The sequence below is a fragment of the Afifella aestuarii genome (assembly GCF_004023665.1).
Taxonomy (GTDB): Bacteria; Pseudomonadota; Alphaproteobacteria; order Rhizobiales; family Afifellaceae; genus Afifella; species Afifella aestuarii.
In genome coordinates this window covers 364,310-383,468 of sequence record NZ_SAUF01000005.1, presented here as the reverse complement: position 1 = coordinate 383,468, position 19,159 = coordinate 364,310, and the positions used below count along the sequence as shown (strand labels likewise).

The window sequence follows — 19,159 nt, the reverse complement described above, 5'->3', positions numbered from 1 at the left end:
TCACGCTCCAATCGTACGCAGTGCGAAAGCCGAAATCAGCATGCCAAGAACGTAAAGCGTGGTGCCGGTGGCATTGTACCAGGCGGCCTGCTCTTTCGGCTCACGCAACAGGCGCGCCATCAGCACGAACTGCACGAGCAAGGAGACACAGACCGCGGCCGCGTAAATCGGCTTTCCCCACGAAAACAGGAGCGCAATCACAATGGCTTGCGGGAAAGCCATGACAAAACAGGCAAACCTCGCCGCGCGCGCGACGCCCAATTGCGCCGGCAGCGACCGGATCCCCATCTTGAGGTCGCCCTCGACCGCCTTGAAGTCGTTGAGGGTCATGATCCCGTGGGCGCCGAGGCTGTAGAGCGCGGCAAGCGTGATGATCCGCCAGTCCGGCAGCCCGCCCACCATGACAGCGGCGCCGGTGAACCACGGAAGCCCCTCGTAGCAGGCCGCGACCGCTGTATTGCCCCACCAGCCGTTCTTTTTCAGCCGGAAGGGCGGCGCCGAATAGGCCCAGGCGAGAATGAGGCCGACCACTGCCGCCCAGAACACCCAGATGCCGAGAAACGCTGCGAGGACGAGCGACAAAGCCGTCCAAATGAGTGCGATATAAAGGCCCCAACGGCCCGGAATGCGCCCAGACGGGATCGGGCGGTTCGGCTCATTGATCGCGTCGACATGGCGATCGTACCAGTCGTTCGCGGCCTGGCTCGTCGCCGTGACCATCGGTCCCGCGAGCACGATGCCGGCAAGCATCACCAGCCAGCGCTCAGAGATCGGAACGCCTGAGGAGACGACGCCGCAGCCGAACGCCCACATGGGTGCGAACCATGTGATCGGCTTCAACAATTCGAGCACGGCCGCCGGTTTCGGGCGGGTTAAAGTATCGGATGCAATCGAAGCCGAACGAGACATGGCCGGGACAGTATTGGCCGCCTCGCGCACCGTCAACTCAACTTTACACTCGCCCCCGCGGCGGAATCTCGCGCCCCCCCGGCAGCGGGGAACCCGCGTCACTGGCGGACGTTGCGAGAGCATCGCGAATGTTGCAGAGCAAAATGGCGGAGCGGATGACGAGCGAGGATAAGGCGATGACATCGCAGAACGAAACTGAAGGCAGCGCAGCGTTGGGCAATGGCGCTCACATGCGCCCCGAACCCGCCGCGAAAAGCGTCTCGCCGGTCAGCGACAGCCGACCTGCCGCGCCAATGCCCTCTTTGCCTGAGGCCTTTCCCGCCGAAAGGCGCGAGATCACGGGACGTGCCGGCCGCCTCTCCTATTATGTCGCAGGCGAAGGGAGCCCCCTCCTCCTCATCCACAGCATCAACGCCGCAGGCTCTGCCTATGAAGTGCGGCCGGTTTTCATGCACACACAGACGCGGCACCGCGTCTATGCCGTCGATCTTCCGGGTTTCGGGTTTTCCGATCGCTCCGACCGCACGTACGACATTCGGCTCTTCGTCGACGCGGTCCACGACATGCTTGATCTCATCGAAGCGGAGACCGGCTCACAGGCGATCGACGCCATGGCACTCTCCTTGTCGTCAGAGTTTCTGGCGCGCGCCGCCACCGAACGGCAGGAAAGGCTTCGCAGCCTCACCTTCGTCACGCCAACCGGGTTCGAGACCGGGTCGAGCAAACGTCGTGGTCCCGAAGGCTCCACGCGGCAGGTGCCGTTTCTCTACGAAACGCTCAACGTGCCGCTTTGGAGCAAGGGGGCCTTTCGCCTCCTCACCACGAGGCCGAGCATTCGCTTCTTCCTGGAAAAAACCTTCGGCAGCAAGGACATCGACGAGGGGCTTTTCAACTACGCCTATGAGACGACGCATCAGGACGGGGCTCGTCACGCGCCTTATGCCTTCGTTTCGGGATGCCTCTTCGCCAACGATATCAGGCGTATCTACGAGAAGCTGACGCTGCCGATCTTCCTCGCCCACGGCACCCGCGGGGATTTTCAGGATTTCTCCGAGGTCGATTGGCTGCGCGCGCAACCCAATTGGACGGTGAAGCCGTTCAAGACCGGCGCGATGGTCTATTTCGAGCAGCCGGAAGCTTTCCTCGCGAGCTTCGAAGAATTTCTCACGTCCGCAAAAGCCTGAGGCGTCTCGCGCAGACCTCTCGGGCCTGTCTCAAGGCCGCAATGCATTTCAGTGGTCGCTGCCGCTTTCCGGCGTAAAATCTACGAGGTCGTACCGGCGAAGCTTCGAATAGAGGCTTTGCCGGCTGAGACCGAGAATTTCGGCCGCCGACGCGCGGTTGTCGCCGGTCAGCTCAAGGGCCGCCTCGATGCAGAGCTTCTCGATCACGTCGGTGGTTTCGCGCACGAGATCCTTGAGGGGCACGCGGCCGACGAGTTCCGTCAATTGATCGACCGAGCGGGGCAATTGCCTCGCCGCCGGGCGCTCTCTTTCCACCCGCGCACTGACATCGCGAAGAACGAAACCGAGGCAGGGCTGCTCCCCCTCGAGCACCGATACCGCGGCAACTTCGACATCGACGACAGAGCCGTATTCACCGCGCAGGATCGACCGAAAATGCCGAACCGAGCCGTGTTCGCGCAGATTGGCGATGAGAACGTCGAGTTCGATCCCCTGCCGCCCGACCCAACGCTCCAAGCGCTTTCCACGAACCTGCTCGAGGCTCGCGGTCTGCGCCAGATCAAGAAAAGCGATGTTGGCCGCCAGGATCCGCCGGTCGGGGTCGGTCACGATGAAAGCGTCGGGCAGATGCTCCACGATATCGACCAGAAGCGAGGTCGTCCCGGCATCCTGCCTCACTCTCTCGCCGTCGACCGGCGACAGGCGGATGAGGAAATGGGCCGAGGATTCCTGCCGGAAAAGCGAAGCGGAGAGAACGCACTCCTGCTCGCTAAAAGGAAGCCGCACGCGCGCATCTTCAGCATGACCGGCAGCCCTCACCATCGCAAGCAGCGCCTGCACGGCGCGCTCCGACTCGTCGGAAAAGAGCCTGCGCAGCGGTGCCCCGACAAGCTGCTCCGGAGACTGGTCGAGCAGCCCGCTGGCGGCGGGATTGACCTCGACGACCTTCTGGCTGTTGGCATCGACGATCAAGACGGCCTCAGAGGCCATTTTGAAGAACAGGCGGTAGCGTGTCTCGGCTTGCCGCAGGCGCGAATATTCTCGCTCCAGCGCCACCTGCGCTTCAATCAGCCTCTGCTGCAGCGCGGACACGGGACGCAAATCGCGACCGATCGCGATGTAACGCTCACCACCGCCCACCTGCATCGCGAAATAACGGACGGCCACGTCGGCGCCACGGTTTGAAGGGTGATTGACCTCGCGCCAGCGCGAAACGCCTTTCGCACCCGCCTCGCTCAGAAGAGCCGCAACCTTTTTTTCGCTATCGGCCGTGACAAGATCGCGCCAGGCCTTTCCAACCCAGTCTGAAACGCCTTCGTGAGAGAATTCTTCGTCGCCGAAGGCGAGATCCTGAACGACGCCCTCCTTGTCCAGGACAAGGGCAATATCTGCCGCGTGGGCGATTAGCTTTCCGGCGATCTCGGCGTCCAGGTCGCCGACCGACTTATGCGGGACCGAGAACTCGCTTGGGGCTGATTTTGTAACCAAGCCGTCCATCTGTTGCACTTAGTCCCGCATCAGGCATGAATCATTAGCAACGCATAGCTAGAAGCCCGAGCATACGCTCGGCCTGCGATACTGCACTGCGCGCATCCGTCGCTCCTACATCGGCCCCGACCAACGCGACAAGCTCTGGATGCTCCATAAAAATGTGTCCACCAACGATTACAGCGATGGATTTGTTACGAGATTCCAGACGGACCGCCTTTATCGTCGCCGCCAGATCGTCGATTCCACGCGCGCTCGACAGCGACAACCCGACCATCGAAAACCACTCGCGCTTGACGGTTCCAACGAGATCGGCGGGGTTCGCATCGAGTTCCACAGATACATCCCAGCCGCCGCGACGGAAGAAAGCCTCCGTCAAAAAGATGCCGAAGGAATGCCGCTCGCCCGGTGCAGAGGCGAGCAGGATGCGCCGTCCGTCGCCGCAATCGGCTGACTGGCTGTAAAAGGCCGGGCCGAGCTCCCGCAAAAGGTGCTGAAGCCGCGACATGCCGATGGTCACCTCGGCGAAATCGCAGCGATCATCGTTCCAGAAATCCCAAAGCCGCGCTGCTGCAGGCGCCATCAGCTCGAGCAGAAGTGCCTCGAGCCCGACACCGCGCGCGCGTGCCATATCCACATAAGCGAAGGCGACGCTCCCATCACGCGCCAGCAAAAGACGGGCGAATTCGTCGATATCAACCGCGTCGACGCCAGTTCCCTCAACGCAATTGAGATGCGGCTCTCCCCACCCGACCCGGTGGGCCAGCATCAACCGCGGGATGATCTCACCTTCGATCGTCGTGAGAATACGGCCACTCCAGGCGCTCTCGCTGGAAGCCGCCTCAATGTCTGAGACCGGGAACGAGCGCATGGGGACATCTTCCCATGGCCTATTTACGTCCCAGCTTCCGCAGCGGTCCTCAGCGTGTTGCCTAATGTCGACCATCTCTCGCACCCCCGAGCTCAAACTGGCCATAAAACGGATATTGCACCGCTTCACCTTCCCGGCAGCGGCTCCGGATGGAGGCCTCAGACCTCCGCCTTTCGACGCGCGAGTTTAAGCACTTTCGGTCCCTCAGCGATAGAGCCGGAGCGTACGCCTCGGCTCGGCGGAATGTAAAGTGAGATTTACGTCTAGTGTTGTTGACAGTCGCCGAGCGGCAGCCCTAGAGTCGGTCTTACGTTGTGCCGGTTGGGGAGACGGGGCGCGGTGAAAACGCCAAATAAACCAATCATTTCTCTCTATACAGAGGAAGAACGTCGACGGCGTGACTCGACCTCCTGGACGCTGGTTCAGGGTGTGCTTGCGCCGATTCAATTCCTCGTATTTCTCATTAGTTTAGCCCTTGTGATCCGGTATTTGACGACAGGCCAAGGGTATTTTGTCGCAACTGCGTCCGTCGTCGTCAAAACCGCGGTCCTGTATACGATCATGATCACGGGCTCGATCTGGGAGAAAGTGGTCTTCGGCCGCTATCTCTTTGCACGGGCCTTCTTCTGGGAAGACGTCTTCTCGATGCTCGTTCTGGCCCTTCACACGGCCTATCTCGGCGCGCTCTGGACGGGTTTCCTGGATGCTGGGGGGCAGATGATCTTGGCGCTCGCCGCCTATCTCGCATACGTGATCAACGCGACGCAGTTCGTTCTGAAGCTGCGCGCCGCGCGGCTGCAGGAGCAGGCGAATCGCGATGCGGCGGCCGCGTCCAAGACGGATATGGAGTTCGCACGATGAACCCAGCAGGCGTCGCACGCGTCACGACGGGCTGCAGTGAAGCGCCGATCCTTCGGGAGCGCGGCCAGCGTGAGGTATTTTGTGGCCTCACCGGTATCATCTGGCTGCACCGCAAGATCCAGGACGCCTTCTTTCTGATCGTCGGATCTCGCACCTGCGCGCATTTGATGCAGTCGGCGGCGGGTGTGATGATCTTCGCCGAGCCGCGGTTTGCGACGGCCGTCATCGAAGAGCGCGACCTTGCCGGCATGGCCGATGCCAACGAAGAGCTCGACCGGGTCGTCACGCAGCTTCTGGCGCGCCGCCCTGAGATCAAGCTTCTATTCCTGGTCGGATCCTGCCCCTCGGAAGTGATCAAGCTCGATCTGTCGCGAGCTGCCGATCGCCTCAACGAGAAATTCGCGTCGACGACCCGCATCCTGAATTATTCCGGCAGCGGCATCGAGACCACCTTCACGCAGGGTGAGGATGCATGCCTTGCCGCACTTGTCCCGCAGATGCCCGAAGCATCTGCACAGGCGCCCGCCTCCCTCCTCGTCGTCGGCTCGCTCGCCGATGTGGTGGAAGACCAGTTCCGGCGGCTGTTCGACGATCTCGGCGTAGGGCCAGTCGGCTTCCTGCCGCCGCGATCGTCGACAGAGCTGCCCGAGGTCGGCCCGAACACCCGTTTTTTGATGGCGCAGCCCTATCTTGCCGACACGCGGCGGATCCTGGAGAGCCGCGGGGCAAAGGCTCTGCAGGCGCCCTTCCCTTTCGGCGCCGAAGGCACCACTGCATGGCTGAAAGCTGCAGCGGATTGCTTCGGCGTCGACGAGAGCCGGTTCACGGCGGTCACCGCGCTTGGCCGCGAACGCGCCAAACGCGCGCTGTCGCACTATCAGGAGCAGCTCGCCGGCAAGAGCATCTTTTTCTTCCCCGATTCTCAGCTCGAGATACCGCTTGCACGGTTTCTGTCGCGGGAGCTGTCGATGCGGATCGCCGAAATCGGCACCCCCTATCTGCATCGTCAGAATCTCGCGGCAGAGCTTGATCTGCTGCCGGAAGGCGTCGTCTTGTCCGAAGGCCAGGACGTCGACCGGCAGCTCGACCGCGCGCGGGCCGCGCGCCCGGACCTGACCGTGTGCGGGCTCGGCCTCGCCAATCCGCTGGAGGCGGAGGGTTTGACCACCAAATGGGCGATCGAACTCGTGTTCACGCCGATCCAGGGCTACGAGCAGGCTGGCGATCTCGCCGAACTCTTTGCGCGGCCGCTCAACCGCGCCGCTCGGCTGGAGGTGTGAGATGCAGCTCACCGTCTGGACCTATGAAGGGCCGCCGCATGTCGGAGCGATGCGCATCGCCACCGCCATGGAAGGCATCCACTACGTCTTGCACGCACCGCAGGGCGACACCTACGCCGATCTTCTCTTCACGATGATCGAGCGGCGCAACAAACGCCCACCGGTCACCTACACGACTTTCGAGGCGCGCGACCTCGGCACAGATACGGCCGAGATCTTCAAGAACGCGGCACGCGATGCGTATGAGCGCTTTCAGCCGCAGGCGATGCTGGTCGGCGCGTCATGTACGGCGGAACTCATCCAAGACGATCCGGGCGGCCTTGCCAAAGCATTGGCCCTGCCGATCCCCGTCGTTCCGCTGGAACTGCCATCCTATCAGCGGAAGGAAAACTGGGGCGCCTCGGAGACCTTCTATCATCTCGTTCGCGCCCTCGCCGGCCCGCATGCGCCGGCGCCTGGCACGGAACGACCGCCCCGGGACGCAGGCCGCCGGCCGCGGTGCAATCTGCTCGGACCGACCGCTCTCGGCTTTCGGCACCGCGACGATGTGGCGGAGATCACCCGACTTCTCGACCGCCTCGGCATCGATGTCGCCGTGACGGCGCCGCTCGGCGCCACTCCGGCCGATATCGCGCGACTCGGAGAGGCAGATTTCAATGTCGTGCTCTATCCGGAAATTGCGCAAACGGCCGCCGGTTGGCTCACCCGCACGTTCCGCCAGCCGGCAACGAAAACGGTCCCGATCGGCTTCGGCGCGACAATCGACTTCATCAAGGAAGTCGCCGAGATCGCAGGCGTCGATCCCACCGCCGTTCTCGCGGGCGCGCCATCGCGTCTTCCGTGGTACTCACGCTCCGTCGATTCGACCTATCTCACCGGCAAGCGCGTCTTCATCTTCGGGGATGCGACGCATGTCGTTTCAGCCGCGCGCATCGCCGACAAGGAGCTCGGCTTCAAGGTCGTAGGCCTTGGCACCTATTCGCGTGAATTCGCCCGCGACGTGCGCGCCGCCGCCGAAAGCTATGGCGTCGAAGCGCTCATCACCGACGACTATCTCGAAGTCGAAGAGAAGGTGGCAGAGCTTCATCCCGAGCTCGTTCTCGGCACGCAGATGGAGCGCCATATCGCAAAGCGGCTGCGTGTGCCCTGCGCAGTCATCTCGGCGCCCGTCCACGTCCAGGATTTTCCGGCACGCTATTCGCCGCAGATGGGTTTCGAAGGCGCCAATGTGATCTTCGACACCTTCGTGCATCCTTTGATGATGGGCCTCGAAGAACACCTTCTCGGCATGTTCCGCGGCGATTTCGAATTCCACGACGAGGTCCAGCCGTCGCATCTGGGGCACGGCGCCGCACCGGCGCCAGACCAGACTCAGATCAAAGAAACGGAGATCGAAAAGGCTGAGATTGCCAGTGTCGTCCAAGCTGTCACCTGGGCGGCAGAAGCGGAGCAGGAACTGCGCAAAATACCGTTCTTCGTCCGCGGCAAGGCGCGCCGCAATACCGAACGTTTCGCCGAAGAACGCGGCTTAGCGACGATTACAGTTGAGACACTCTACGATGCCAAAGCCCATTTCGGCCGATAACGCGACGCCTCTGCGCGTCGTCATCGTGACACTCGACAGCCATCTGGCGAGCGCAGTCGAGCGCGCACGCCCGATTCTTCAGAAAGAGATCCCCGGTCTCACGCTCAATCTGCACGCCGCCACCGAATGGGGCGACGATGCGACTGCGCTCGGCCGGTGCCAGGCCGACATCGCCGAGGCCGATATCATCCTCGCCAATATGCTCTTCATGGAAGACCATATTCAGGCGGTGATGCCGGCCTTGAAGGCGCGGCAGGACGAATGCGACGCCATCGTCGGCTTCATGTCGGCCGGCGAAGTGATCCGCCTCACCCGCATCGGCCGTTTCAAGATGGACGGCTCGCAAGGCGGCGCGCTCGCCCTTCTCAAGCGGCTTCGCGGCTCGGACAAGCGCGACAAGGAAGGCGCCAAGCAGGCCGCCAATTCCGGCGCCAAGCAGATGGCGATGCTGCGCCGAATCCCGCAATTCCTGCGGTTCATCCCGGGCACGGCCCAGGATGTTCGCGCCTACTTCCTGGTTCTGCAGTACTGGCTCGCCGGTTCGGAAGACAATATCGTCAACATGGTGCGGCTTCTCGTCGAGCGTTACGCCGAGGGCCCGCGCAAGCAGCTGCGCCACCATTTGAAGGCCAAGCCGCCGGTCCATTATCCGGAGGTCGGACTTTATCATCCGAGGCTCAAGGGACGCATCACGGAGCGCCTGGAAGCCCTGCCCTCCCCGTCGAAGGAGCGCAAGGGCCGTGTCGGCCTCCTCATCATGCGGTCCTATGTGCTTGCCGGAAACACGGCGCATTACGACGCTGTGATCGACGCCCTGGAGGCCCATGGCCTGCAGGTGGTGCCGGCCTATTCGAGCGGTCTCGACAGCCGCCCTGCGGTTGAAGCTTTCTTCACGCCGAACGGACGCCCGGTCGTCGATGCCGTCGTTTCATTGACGGGCTTCTCGCTCGTCGGCGGCCCCGCCTACAACGACGCCAAGGCGGCCGAAGAGATGCTGACGCATCTCGACGTTCCCTACATTTCGGCACAGGCTGTCGAGTTCCAGACGCTCGAGCAATGGGATGGGTCTGACCGCGGCCTTCTTCCGGTCGAAACGACCATGATGGTCGCGATCCCGGAACTCGACGGGGCAACCGGACCGATGCTCTTCGGCGGTCGTTCGGAGAATGCCGAACAAACGCGCGACATGCAGGCGCATTCAGAACGCGCTCAAATGCTCGCCTCGCGTGTCGATAAGCTCGTCAGGCTTCGTCACACGAAGCGCGCTGAGCGTAAGCTCGCCGTCGTTCTCTTCAACTTCCCACCAAACGCTGGCAGCACCGGCACCGCCGCTTACCTTTCGGTTTATCATTCGCTCTTCAACACGCTGAAATCCCTGAAGGAAGCGGGTTACACGGTCGACGTGCCGGAAAGCGTCGATGCCCTGCGCGACATGATTTTGAAGGGCAATGCGAGCCGCTACGGCACGGACGCCAATGTGCATGATCGCATCGCGACCGACGATCACGTGAGGCGCGAGCGCTATCTGAAGGACATCGAAGCGCAGTGGGGCCCGGCGCCCGGACGGCAACAAAGCGACGGCAGCTCGATCTTCGTGCTCGGCGTTCAGCTCGGCAATGTCTTCGTCGGTGTGCAGCCGGCCTTCGGCTATGAAGGCGATCCGATGCGGCTGCTTTTCGAGAAGGGCTTTGCTCCGACGCACGCGTTCTCCGCCTTCTATCGGTATCTGCGCGAAGATTTCCGTGCCGACGCGGTTCTGCATTTCGGCATGCACGGCGCGCTCGAATTTATGCCCGGCAAACAGACGGGGCTCTCGGATGCCTGCTGGCCTGACCGGCTGATCGGAGATCTGCCGAACTATTATCTCTATGCGGCCAACAATCCGTCAGAAGGCTCGATTGCCAAGCGGCGCTCCGCAGCAACACTGATTTCCTACCTCACGCCGCCCGTGGCCCGGGCCGGGCTCTATCGCGGCCTTCTCGATCTCAAAGCGTCTCTCGACCGCTGGCGGGCTTTGCCGCCGGACGAGACGAATGAGCGCGAGCAGCTCGCCCCGCTCATTCAGGCTCAGGCCGCAGAGCTCGACCTGGCGGCTCCGGAACCCGCCTGGGAGGATCCCGCAGCGGAGACGGCGAAGCTGAGTGAGGCCATTCTCGACCTCGAATACAGCCTCATCCCGCACGGACTGCACGTCATCGGCGAGCCACCTTCGGCGGAAGAGCGTGCCGATCTCCTCCTCGCGGTGGCTGAAGCCCGTTTCGGCACCAAGCCGGAGAAGGACGCTGTCGAGGCGCTCGTTGCCGGGCGGCAGCCGCGGCAGGCTCTGGTCGTCGGCGGAATGGATGAGAACGACGCGAACATCGAATTGTTCGATGAGCTCGCCTCGACCAACAAGCTCCTGTCGGAAGACCACGAACTCCCGTCCCTCATCCACGCGCTCGACGGATGCTTCGTGCGCCCTGCCCCCGGCGGCGATCTTCTGCGCACGCCGGCGATCCTGCCGACGGGCCGGAATGTGCATGGCTTCGACCCCTTCCGCATGCCGAGTGCGTTCGCCGTTACGGATGGGGCGCGCCAGGCGAAGCGCCTCCTCGACCGATACGTCGAAGACGGACATCCGATCCCGGAATCGGTGGCGATGGTCCTGTGGGGGACCGACAATCTGAAGAGCGAAGGCGGTCCGATCGCCCAGGCGTTGGCGCTGCTCGGCGCGCGGCCGCGTTTCGACAGCTTCGGTCGTCTCTGTGGGGCGGCTCTCATCCGCCTGGAAGATCTCGGCCGGCCCCGCATCGACGTCGTCATGACGCTATCGGGCATCTTCCGCGACCTCCTGCCGTTGCAGACCAAGCTGCTCGCCGAGGCCGCCTATCTTGCCGCCACGGCGGATGAACCGCTTGAAATGAACTATGTGCGCAAGCACGCGCTGCGCTATCAGGAAGAGCATCAATGCGACCTGGAGACGGCCGCGCTGCGCGTCTTCTCCAACGCCGACGGTGCCTACGGCTCCAACGTCAACATGCTGCTCGATTCCGGGCGATGGGAAGACGAGGACGAGCTCGCCGACACCTACGCAAAGCGCAAATGCTTCGCTTACGGACGCCAGGGCGCGCCCAAGCAGCAAGCCGATCTTCTGCAGACGATCTTCAGCGATGTGGAGCTCGCCTACCAGAACCTCGAATCGGTCGAGCTCGGCGTGACCACCGTCGATCACTACTTCGACACGCTCGGCGGAATCAGCCGCTCGGTGCGCAAGGCCAAGGGCGGCGAGATTCCCGTCTACATCGGCGACCAGACCCGTTCGGAAGGCATGGTTCGCTCTTTGTCGGAGCAGGTCGCACTCGAAACCCGCACCCGCATGCTCAACCCGAAATGGTACGAGGGCATGCTGAAGCACGGTTACGAAGGCGTGCGTCAGATCGAGGCCGCGGTCACCAATACGATGGGCTGGTCGGCCACGACAGGTCAGGTCGCGCCGTGGATCTATCAGCAGATCACGCAGACTTACGTGCTTGATCCGGAAATGCGGCAGCGCATGGCCGCCCTCAATCCGGTTGCGTCGGCAAAGGTCGCGCACCGGCTTCTGGAGGCACATGAGCGCCAGTACTGGCAGCCCGACGAAGCCGTGGTGGAAGCCCTGCGGCAGGCGGGTGAAGAACTGGAAGACCAGCTCGAAGGCATACCCGTGGAGAGAGCCGCATGAACATCCCTCTGAGACCGATGCCACCGATCGCGAAGAACGAGGACGGAGAAGGCAGCGTTCAGGTTCGGCTCGATCCGTCGATCCATATCGAAACGGCGAAAGTGTTCGCCGTCTATGGCAAGGGCGGGATCGGCAAGTCGACGACCTCGTCGAACCTGTCAGCGGCCTTTTCAAAGCTCGGCAAACGGGTTCTGCAGATCGGTTGCGACCCGAAGCACGATTCGACCTTCACCTTGACCAAGCGCCTCGTACCGACGGTCATCGACGTTTTGGAGTCTGTGAACTTCCACTCCGAAGAGCTGCGTGTCGAAGACTTCGTCTACGAAGGCTATAACGGCGTCATGTGCGTGGAGGCCGGCGGACCGCCTGCCGGCACAGGCTGTGGTGGCTATGTCGTCGGCCAGACCGTGAAGCTCCTCAAGGAGCACCACCTCCTGGAAGACACAGATGTCGTGATTTTCGACGTCCTGGGCGATGTGGTCTGCGGCGGCTTCGCCTCACCTCTGCAGCATGCCGAGCGCGCGCTTATCGTGACCGCCAACGATTTCGATTCCATCTTCGCGATGAACCGGATTGCCGCGGCGATCCTCGCCAAGGCGAAGAACTACGACGTGCGGATCGGCGGCGTGATCGCCAATCGCAGCGCTGGAACCGACGAGATCGACCGCTTCAACGAAGCGACCGGACTGAAGCGTCTGGCGCATCTGCCCGATCTCGATGCGATCCGGCGCAGCCGTCTGAAGAAGTCGACGCTTTTTGAAATGGAACCCTCCCCCGAACTGGAGCAGGTGCAGAACGAATATCTGCGCCTTGCCGCTCAGCTCTGGGCAGGCGTCGAGCCGCTTGCAGCGACACCGATGAAAGATCGCGAGATCTTCGACTTTTTGGGATTCGATTGATGCCAACAGCCTCGTATTTGGAGCGCCGCGGAGAGCTTGAGACCTATTTCGACCGCACCGCGGCCGATGCCTGGTCCAAACTCACGTCCGACGCGCCGGTGAGCCGTATTCGGGCCACCGTGCGCGCCGGCCGCGACCAGATGCGGGCAACCCTGTTGAGTTATTTGCCGGACGACCTCTCTGGGCTGCGGCTCCTTGATGCCGGTTGCGGAACCGGTGCGCTGTCCCTGGAAGCGGCGCGCCGCGGCGGCGATATCGTCGCAATCGATCTGTCGCCGTCGCTGGTCGCACTCGCCAAAGAGCGCACCAAGGACGAGCCGGAGGCACAGAAGATCGATTTCCACGTCGGAGACATGCTCGATCCCGCGCTCGGTGATTTCGACTTCATCGTCGGCATGGATTCGCTCATCCATTACCGTGATCAGGACCTCGCGAATATTCTCGCCCGGATGGCGACGCGGGCCCGGCAGGGGGTGGTTTTCACCTTCGCGCCCCGCACAGCGCTGCTCGCGGCCATGCACATGGCGGGGCGGTTTTTTCCGCGCAGCGACCGCGCGCCTTCCATCGAACCGATCAGCGAAGCGCGGCTGCGCCAGCTGGTCGCTGCGACACCTGAGCTAACGGCATGGCGGCCGGGTCGAAGCCGTCGTATCGTAAGCGGATTTTACACGTCACAGGCTATGGAGCTCGTGCCCGCATGAAGCGGCTGAACAATTCGGTGAGCGCAGCGTGGAGCCGTCTCGGCCCCCGCTTTTTGCCGTTTGCAGATGCTGCAACGGCCGAGCTTCCGCTCGGCCGCCTCTTGCGTCTGTCATTGTTCCAAGTCTCCGTCGGCATGGCGGTGGTGCTTTTGAACGGCACGTTGAACCGCGTCATGATCGTCGAGATGGGCGTGCATGCCTGGCTCGTTTCGTTGATGGTGTCGCTGCCGCTCGTCTTCGCGCCATTCCGCGCCCTGATCGGCTTCAAATCGGACACCCATCGCTCGCTGCTTGGTTGGCGTCGTGTGCCCTATATCTGGATGGGCACGCTGATCCAGTTCGGCGGTCTCGCCATCATGCCATTCGCGCTTCTGGTGCTTTCGGAGGGCCAGGGGCCCGCGATGGTAGCCGGTCAGGCCGGGGCTGCCATTGCCTTCCTCCTCGTCGGCGCGGGGCTGCACACGACGCAGACAGCCGGGCTTGCGCTGGCCACCGACATCGCGCCGGCCGAATCCCGCCCGCGCGTCGTGGCGCTGCTCTACGTCATGCTGCTTCTCGGCATGATGGTGAGTGCCCTCGTCTTCGGTGTGGTTCTCGACAATTTCAGCCCGTTCCGGCTCATCCAGGTCATTCAGGGTGCCGCCTTCCTGACGATGGTCTTGAACGTCGTCGCCTTGTGGAAGCAGGAGGCGCGCAATCCCGCACTCACCGCAAAAGACGCGCCAAGAACCAGCTTCCGCGAAGCCTGGGGCTCCTTCGCCAAAGGTGGACGCGCAAGCCGCCTCCTCGTCGCTGTCGGTCTCGGCACGGCAGGCTTCAGCATGCAGGATATTCTGCTCGAGCCTTATGGCGGCGAAGTCCTGCACCTGACCGTGAGCGGCACGACAACGTTGACGGCTCTCCTCGCCGGAGGCTCGCTCGTCGGATTTGCGCTCGCCGCCCGCCGTCTCGGGCGCGGCCAGGATCCGCACAAGCTTGCAGCCTATGGCGCGCTTGCGGGCGTCGTTGCGTTCGTCGCCGTGATCTTCGCCGCGCCCCTGGAATCAGCGATGCTCTTCCGGGCAGGCACCATCATCATCGGCTTCGGCGGCGGCCTCTTCTCGGTCGGCACGCTCACAGCCGCCATGGAATTATCGGAGAATGGGCAGAGCGGCCTCGCCCTCGGCGCCTGGGGCGCCGTTCAGGCGACCGCCGCGGGTCTCGCGATCGCGCTCGGTGGCGTCGTTCGCGACACCTTCTCCACATTGGCAGAACAAGGCGTTCTCGGGTCGGCTCTCACGGGTCCGGCCACCGGCTACAGCTTTGTTTACCATTTCGAAATCGCGCTGCTCGCCGTCACGCTCGTGGCGATCGGGCCGCTCGTGGGGTCGGGGGGGCGAACACGCTCCGATCCATCATCGTCCTTCGGTCTAGCCGAGTTTCCTGGCTAGCCGTTGTCAATGGAGGTTATCAATGCCCGCCGGAGCACTTACTGGGTATATGGATGTGGCCCAGATGACGCTTTACGCGTTCTGGATCTTTTTTGCCGGTCTCATCATCTACCTTCGTCGCGAAGATAAGCGCGAAGGTTATCCGCTTGTTGCGGAACGCGGTGAGACCAATGACCGGATCGTCGGGTTCCCCGACGCACCGGCACCGAAATACTTCAAACTTCATGGCGGTGGCACGGCACAGTCCGGCCGCAGCGACGACCGCGACGTGCGTCTTACGCCGGCCGGCCCGTCGAACGGCGCACCGTTCCGTCCCGTCGGCAATCCGCTGGTCGATGGCGTTGGCCCGGCCGCCTATGCCGATCGTGCCCATGAGCCCGAGCTGACGCTCGATGGCGATCCGAAGATCGTTCCGCTCTCAAGCGACGAGAGCTTCTATCTCGATCCGAAGGATCCGGATCCTCGGGGCATGCTCGTCATCGCCGCCGATGGTGAAGTCGTGGGTAGCGTTGAAGATGTCTGGGTCGATCGTTCCGACGTGATGATCCGTTATCTCGAGGTCGCGCTCGATGGCGCCGGCACTGTGCTGGTTCCGTTCGTGATGACGAACCTCAACGCTCGCCAGCGTCAGATCCGCGTGAATGCACTGGTTGCCAAGCAGTTCGCCGATGCGCCGCGCACGGCCAGCCCGAACAGCATCACCATGATGGAAGAAGACCGTATTCAGGGCTACTTCGCCGGTGGTACTCTTTACGCAACGCCGGCACGGCAGGAGCCGCTGCTGTGAACGAATACGAATCCGAGCCTATCCGCGGCCTGCCTCAGCGCTTGCCGAAGGGGGAACGGATCCTCTGGCAGGGGGAACCGCGCTGGGCAAGTCTTGCCCGGCGCCTTTTCTACCTTCCAACCCTCGTCGTCTATTTTGCTGTTCTTCTCGTCCTGCGGGCCATTCTGGCTCTCTCGGCGGGAGGAACGGTAAAAGACGCGATCCTGTCGGCGACCTGGCTTTTGCCGGTCGCCGCTCTCGCGGTCGTTATCCTCACCGTCTATGGCTGGCTGATAGCCCGCACCACGGTCTATACGATCACGGAGAAGCGTCTCGTCATCCGCAGCGGTGTCGTGCTGCCGATGACGCTCAACATCCCTTTCGTAGCGGTGGAATCGGCCGCGCTGCGGCTCTACGGACAGGGAATTGGCGACATTCCTCTCGTTCTTTCCCCAAAACACCGTGTCGCTTACTATGCTTTGTGGCCGCATGCCCGGCCATGGAAAATCAAGCAGCCTGAGCCCATGCTGAGGTCTGTTCCAGATGCCAAGCGCGTCGCTGAGATCCTGGCAGGCGCGCTCGCAGCAACCGCCGAACGTAGCGACCAAACGGCAGAAGCTGCCCCCGAGGCAGAGACTGATACGCACGCACAATGGTCATCGCACGCAAGTGCGGTGGCATAGGAGATCAAGGTGAGCGGCTTTACGAACACTGCGCCCTTTCCGCGAGGCCCCCTTCTGGCCGTGGCGGCGCTGCTGACGGTTTCGATCGTCCTTGCAGCCGTGAGCGCATTTGACCGTAGAGGCCACAGCACCGAGATGCCGGGGACGACGGCCGTAGAGGTGCGTCTTCTGCAATTCAGAGATCTGCCGAACGGAGGCGTCGGGATTTTCGACGCCTCCGACGGCAGCCAGATCGCCGTTGCCGCTCCCGGCACGAATGGTTTTTTGCGCGCGACCTTGCGCGGCCTCGCACACGAACGGGAACGTCGCGGCATCAGCCCCGACAGCCCATTTCGTTTGACCTATTGGGACGACGGACAATTGTCGCTCGAGGATCCCTCGACCGGCCGGCTCGTCGCCCTTGAAGCTTTCGGACCGACGAATGCGCAGGTCTTCGCCCGCTTCCTCTCCAAGACGAGGCAGGCGCAATGATCGGCAATTGGGTCGGCGGACGCGAAGAGATCGAAGTGGAGTGCACCATTGAGGTGCAAAACACCTTCGAAAGCCTGCACGCTCATGTGGATCTCGATGGTGGCATCGAAATCCGCCCGGGCGATGCGGTGCGAGTCCATGGTGAGCCGATCACCGTCCCTTACGGCGAGACGGCTACGTTTCACCGCCGCGCGACGGTGGTGCGGGCGACCGCTCTGGAACGGCTTTGGACACGCATGACCGGTGACATGGAGTTCATGGAGCTCCTTGAGTTCAGCTTCTCTTCCGAAAGCAGGCTATGACGATCGAGACCCTCTCCCTCTCTCCGAACGACACGACCCTCAAGGCTCAAGAAAGCACGGTTTTGAGTCCGCGCTTTTACACGACGGACTTCGACGAGCTTGACGCCATCGATGTCAGTCACATTCGCCTCGAGTGGGACGCGCTCATCGCAGAGATGAAGAGCGACCCCAACAAGGGCCATTTCAAGCGCACAGAAGCCTGGGACGACGTGAAGCTCTCCGATCTGCCAGAGGATCTCCAGAAGGAGTTCGTCGACTTTCTGGTAAGTTCGCTCACGGCCGAATTTTCGGGCTGCGTGCTCTATTCGGAAATGAAGAAGCGCGGCAACAACCCCGATATCTGCGAGCTCTTCCGCTATATGAGCCGCGACGAGGCGCGCCATGCGGGCTTCATCAACGACACGCTCAAGGATTTTGATATCGGCGTCGATCTTGGCTTTCTGACGCGCACGAAGAAGTACACCTTCTTCCGCCCGAAATTCATTTATTACGCGACCTATCTGTCCGAAAAGATCGGCTATGCGCGCTACATCACCATCTTCCGGCATCTTGAAAAGCACCCGGAGAAGCGCTTCCACCCGATCTTCAAATGGTTCGAGCAATGGTGTAACGACGAGTTCCGGCACGGTGAAGCCTTCGCTCTCCTGATGCGTGCGAACCCGGAGGTCACGCAGGGCCTCAACAAATACTGGGTGCGCTTCTTCGTGCTCGCCGTTTTCGCGACGATGTATGTGCGCGACCATGCCCGCCCTGCGTTCCACAAGGCTCTCGACATCGACCCGACGGAATATGATTTCACGGTCTTTCGGATCACGTCGGAAATCAGCAAGCAGGTCTTCCCGCTGACGCTCGACATCGACAATCCCCGCTTTCGCGCCGGCCTCGAAAGGCTACGGCAGGCGAGCGAGGGAATGGCGGCCGCCAAACGCAAGGGTGGCCTCGTCGGTGGCCTGCAGCAGCTCTTCCATGGTGCCGGCGTAGGTGCTGCCATCGCCCGTCTTTATTTCCTGCCGGTCAAGGACAATGCCCCGCCGGCCGAGAGCCGGCTCGTTCCGGCCTGGTAGGGAGGCATCAGAGTGTCGCTCTACGCTCTGCCCATCGTCTTCGCGTTGTTTGCCTGGTGGTTCTCGACGGGAGCGATTCTGTATCTCGACGGCCTGCCCCGGCGGACGTTTCGCTGGAGTCTTGCTGGCGCGACGGTTCTGCTCGGCGCGGCCTTTTACGGCCTGGCGGTCTCTAGTCGGGATGCGAGTGTCTCGGGCGCCTTTATCGCCTTCACCTGCGGCCTGACCGCGTGGGGCTGGCATGAGATCAGCTTTCTCATGGGATACGTCACCGGGCCGAGAAAGAGCCTGTGCCCGAGCGACATTTCAGGCTGGAAGCGTTTCCTCTTCGCCGTACAAACGATTCTCTATCACGAGCTCGCCATCTTCCTTTCGGCGGCCGTGATCGTCACCCTCACCTGGGGCGGCCCCAACCAGCTTGGGACCGGCATTTTCTTCCTCTTGTGGGGCATGAGGGCCAGCGCCAAGCTCAATCTCTTCCTCGGAGTGCGCAACCTCTCCGAGCAGTTCCTGCCCGACAGCCTCGCCTATCTGAAGAGCTTCATGGTCAAGAAGCCGATGAATCCGCTCTTCCCTATCTCCGTTACAGTTGCAACGGTGATCACCGTGTTGTTTGCACAGCGCGCCATCGCCGATGTTGCGAGCCCCTTCGAAGCAACCGCCTATACCTTCCTCGCCACACTGATGGCGCTCGCCGTCCTGGAGCACTGGTTCATGGTGCTGCCGCTGCCGGCTGAAGCGCTGTGGAAATGGGGGCTGCGGACACATGAGGTGCAGCAGCCCAAAGACGAGACTTCACCGGCGCGGCCGTCGACGCCCTTTTCAGCGCGGACAGCCGCAGCATTGCCCGGCAGCCGACTGCGCGCGCAGCCGGCCTTGAGCACGTATGGCGCGTCACCGCCGGGGGAATAATCGGGAGCGATCGGGATGGCACGCGAGGTCAGCGCGGATTTGGGGAGGCGATC

At 62.5% G+C, this 19,159-nt stretch carries 17 protein-coding genes; 14 read left to right on the top strand and 3 right to left on the bottom strand.

Annotation, left to right across the window (positions count from 1 at the left end):
• A complete protein-coding gene (gene chlG, locus EO094_RS15975) occupies positions 1–909 on the bottom strand; it encodes a chlorophyll synthase ChlG (protein WP_128294309.1) in 909 nt (302 codons plus the stop codon).
• Positions 910–1,037: 128 nt separating this feature from the next.
• On the opposite strand from chlG, the gene EO094_RS15970 reads away from it, so the two are divergent.
• Positions 1,038–2,093 (top strand): alpha/beta fold hydrolase, encoded by a 1,056-nt coding sequence (locus tag EO094_RS15970; protein ID WP_246008569.1) that lies wholly within the window; start codon positions 1,038–1,040, stop codon positions 2,091–2,093.
• Between the two features lie 48 nt (positions 2,094–2,141).
• Here EO094_RS15970 and ppsR read toward each other — a convergent pair whose 3' ends face one another.
• Positions 2,142–3,590: a transcriptional regulator PpsR gene (ppsR, locus tag EO094_RS15965; RefSeq protein ID WP_128293900.1), complete on the bottom strand. Its 1,449-nt coding sequence runs from the start codon at positions 3,588–3,590 to the stop codon at positions 2,142–2,144.
• 34 nt (positions 3,591–3,624) lie between these two features.
• Positions 3,625–4,452, bottom strand: coding sequence for a cobalamin B12-binding domain-containing protein (locus tag EO094_RS15960; protein ID WP_164879694.1), 828 nt, complete (start codon positions 4,450–4,452; stop codon positions 3,625–3,627).
• Positions 4,453–4,791: 339 nt separating this feature from the next.
• On the opposite strand from EO094_RS15960, the gene bchF reads away from it, so the two are divergent.
• From bchF to puhE, 13 genes are read left to right on the top strand one after another with little or no spacing between them, the layout of a single operon-like run.
• A complete protein-coding gene (bchF, locus tag EO094_RS15955) occupies positions 4,792–5,313 on the top strand; it encodes a 2-vinyl bacteriochlorophyllide hydratase (RefSeq protein ID WP_246008568.1) in 522 nt (173 codons plus the stop codon).
• Complete coding sequence (locus tag EO094_RS15950; protein WP_128293898.1) at positions 5,310–6,593, top strand: ferredoxin:protochlorophyllide reductase (ATP-dependent) subunit N; 1,284 nt, start codon at positions 5,310–5,312, stop codon at positions 6,591–6,593. The genes bchF and EO094_RS15950 overlap by 4 nt, the downstream gene beginning before the upstream one ends.
• A 1-nt stretch (position 6,594) precedes the next feature.
• Positions 6,595–8,178 (top strand): ferredoxin:protochlorophyllide reductase (ATP-dependent) subunit B, encoded by a 1,584-nt coding sequence (gene bchB / locus EO094_RS15945; protein WP_128293897.1) that lies wholly within the window; start codon positions 6,595–6,597, stop codon positions 8,176–8,178.
• Positions 8,153–11,878, top strand: a complete 3,726-nt coding sequence (locus EO094_RS15940) for a magnesium chelatase subunit H (protein WP_128293896.1) — start codon at positions 8,153–8,155, stop codon at positions 11,876–11,878. Before bchB ends, EO094_RS15940 begins: the two co-directional genes overlap by 26 nt.
• On the top strand, positions 11,875–12,777 hold the full coding sequence (gene bchL / locus EO094_RS15935; protein WP_128293895.1) for a ferredoxin:protochlorophyllide reductase (ATP-dependent) iron-sulfur ATP-binding protein: 903 nt from the start codon (positions 11,875–11,877) through the stop codon (positions 12,775–12,777). Before EO094_RS15940 ends, bchL begins: the two co-directional genes overlap by 4 nt.
• Positions 12,777–13,478 (top strand): magnesium protoporphyrin IX methyltransferase, encoded by a 702-nt coding sequence (bchM, locus tag EO094_RS15930; RefSeq protein ID WP_128293894.1) that lies wholly within the window; start codon positions 12,777–12,779, stop codon positions 13,476–13,478. The genes bchL and bchM overlap by 1 nt, the downstream gene beginning before the upstream one ends.
• Complete coding sequence (locus EO094_RS15925) at positions 13,475–14,908, top strand: BCD family MFS transporter (protein ID WP_128293893.1); 1,434 nt, start codon at positions 13,475–13,477, stop codon at positions 14,906–14,908. Before bchM ends, EO094_RS15925 begins: the two co-directional genes overlap by 4 nt.
• 22 nt (positions 14,909–14,930) lie before the next feature.
• On the top strand, positions 14,931–15,695 hold the full coding sequence (gene puhA, locus EO094_RS15920) for a photosynthetic reaction center subunit H (protein ID WP_128293892.1): 765 nt from the start codon (positions 14,931–14,933) through the stop codon (positions 15,693–15,695).
• Positions 15,692–16,357: a photosynthetic complex putative assembly protein PuhB gene (puhB, locus tag EO094_RS15915; RefSeq protein ID WP_128293891.1), complete on the top strand. Its 666-nt coding sequence runs from the start codon at positions 15,692–15,694 to the stop codon at positions 16,355–16,357. Before puhA ends, puhB begins: the two co-directional genes overlap by 4 nt.
• Before the next feature lie 9 nt (positions 16,358–16,366).
• A complete protein-coding gene (puhC, locus tag EO094_RS15910) occupies positions 16,367–16,828 on the top strand; it encodes a photosynthetic complex assembly protein PuhC (protein ID WP_246008566.1) in 462 nt (153 codons plus the stop codon).
• The gene (locus tag EO094_RS15905) at positions 16,825–17,130 is read left to right on the top strand and encodes a hypothetical protein (RefSeq protein ID WP_128293889.1); all 306 of its coding nucleotides are present in this window, start codon (positions 16,825–16,827) and stop codon (positions 17,128–17,130) included. The genes puhC and EO094_RS15905 overlap by 4 nt, the downstream gene beginning before the upstream one ends.
• Entirely contained in the window at positions 17,127–18,194 is a 1,068-nt protein-coding gene (gene acsF, locus EO094_RS15900) for a magnesium-protoporphyrin IX monomethyl ester (oxidative) cyclase (protein WP_128293888.1), read from the top strand. Before EO094_RS15905 ends, acsF begins: the two co-directional genes overlap by 4 nt.
• A gap of 12 nt (positions 18,195–18,206) precedes the next feature.
• On the top strand, positions 18,207–19,106 hold the full coding sequence (gene puhE / locus EO094_RS15895; RefSeq protein WP_128293887.1) for a putative photosynthetic complex assembly protein PuhE: 900 nt from the start codon (positions 18,207–18,209) through the stop codon (positions 19,104–19,106).
• Positions 19,107–19,159: the final 53 nt, after the last annotated feature.

Excerpts from the sequence above, each read along its gene's own strand:
- chlG (WP_128294309.1), bottom strand. The coding sequence starts at position 909 with ATGTCTCGTTCGGCTTCGATTGCATCCGATACTTTAACCCGCCCGAAA.
- EO094_RS15970 (WP_246008569.1), top strand. The coding sequence starts at position 1,038 with ATGTTGCAGAGCAAAATGGCGGAGCGGATGACGAGCGAGGATAAGGCG.
- ppsR (WP_128293900.1), bottom strand. The coding sequence starts at position 3,590 with ATGGACGGCTTGGTTACAAAATCAGCCCCAAGCGAGTTCTCGGTCCCG.
- EO094_RS15960 (WP_164879694.1), bottom strand. The coding sequence starts at position 4,452 with ATGCGCTCGTTCCCGGTCTCAGACATTGAGGCGGCTTCCAGCGAGAGC.
- EO094_RS15950 (WP_128293898.1), top strand. The coding sequence starts at position 5,310 with ATGAACCCAGCAGGCGTCGCACGCGTCACGACGGGCTGCAGTGAAGCG.
- bchB (WP_128293897.1), top strand. The coding sequence starts at position 6,595 with ATGCAGCTCACCGTCTGGACCTATGAAGGGCCGCCGCATGTCGGAGCG.
- EO094_RS15940 (WP_128293896.1), top strand. The coding sequence starts at position 8,153 with ATGCCAAAGCCCATTTCGGCCGATAACGCGACGCCTCTGCGCGTCGTC.
- bchL (WP_128293895.1), top strand. The coding sequence starts at position 11,875 with ATGAACATCCCTCTGAGACCGATGCCACCGATCGCGAAGAACGAGGAC.
- bchM (WP_128293894.1), top strand. The coding sequence starts at position 12,777 with ATGCCAACAGCCTCGTATTTGGAGCGCCGCGGAGAGCTTGAGACCTAT.
- EO094_RS15925 (WP_128293893.1), top strand. The coding sequence starts at position 13,475 with ATGAAGCGGCTGAACAATTCGGTGAGCGCAGCGTGGAGCCGTCTCGGC.
- puhA (WP_128293892.1), top strand. The coding sequence starts at position 14,931 with ATGCCCGCCGGAGCACTTACTGGGTATATGGATGTGGCCCAGATGACG.
- EO094_RS15905 (WP_128293889.1), top strand. The coding sequence starts at position 16,825 with ATGATCGGCAATTGGGTCGGCGGACGCGAAGAGATCGAAGTGGAGTGC.
- acsF (WP_128293888.1), top strand. The coding sequence starts at position 17,127 with ATGACGATCGAGACCCTCTCCCTCTCTCCGAACGACACGACCCTCAAG.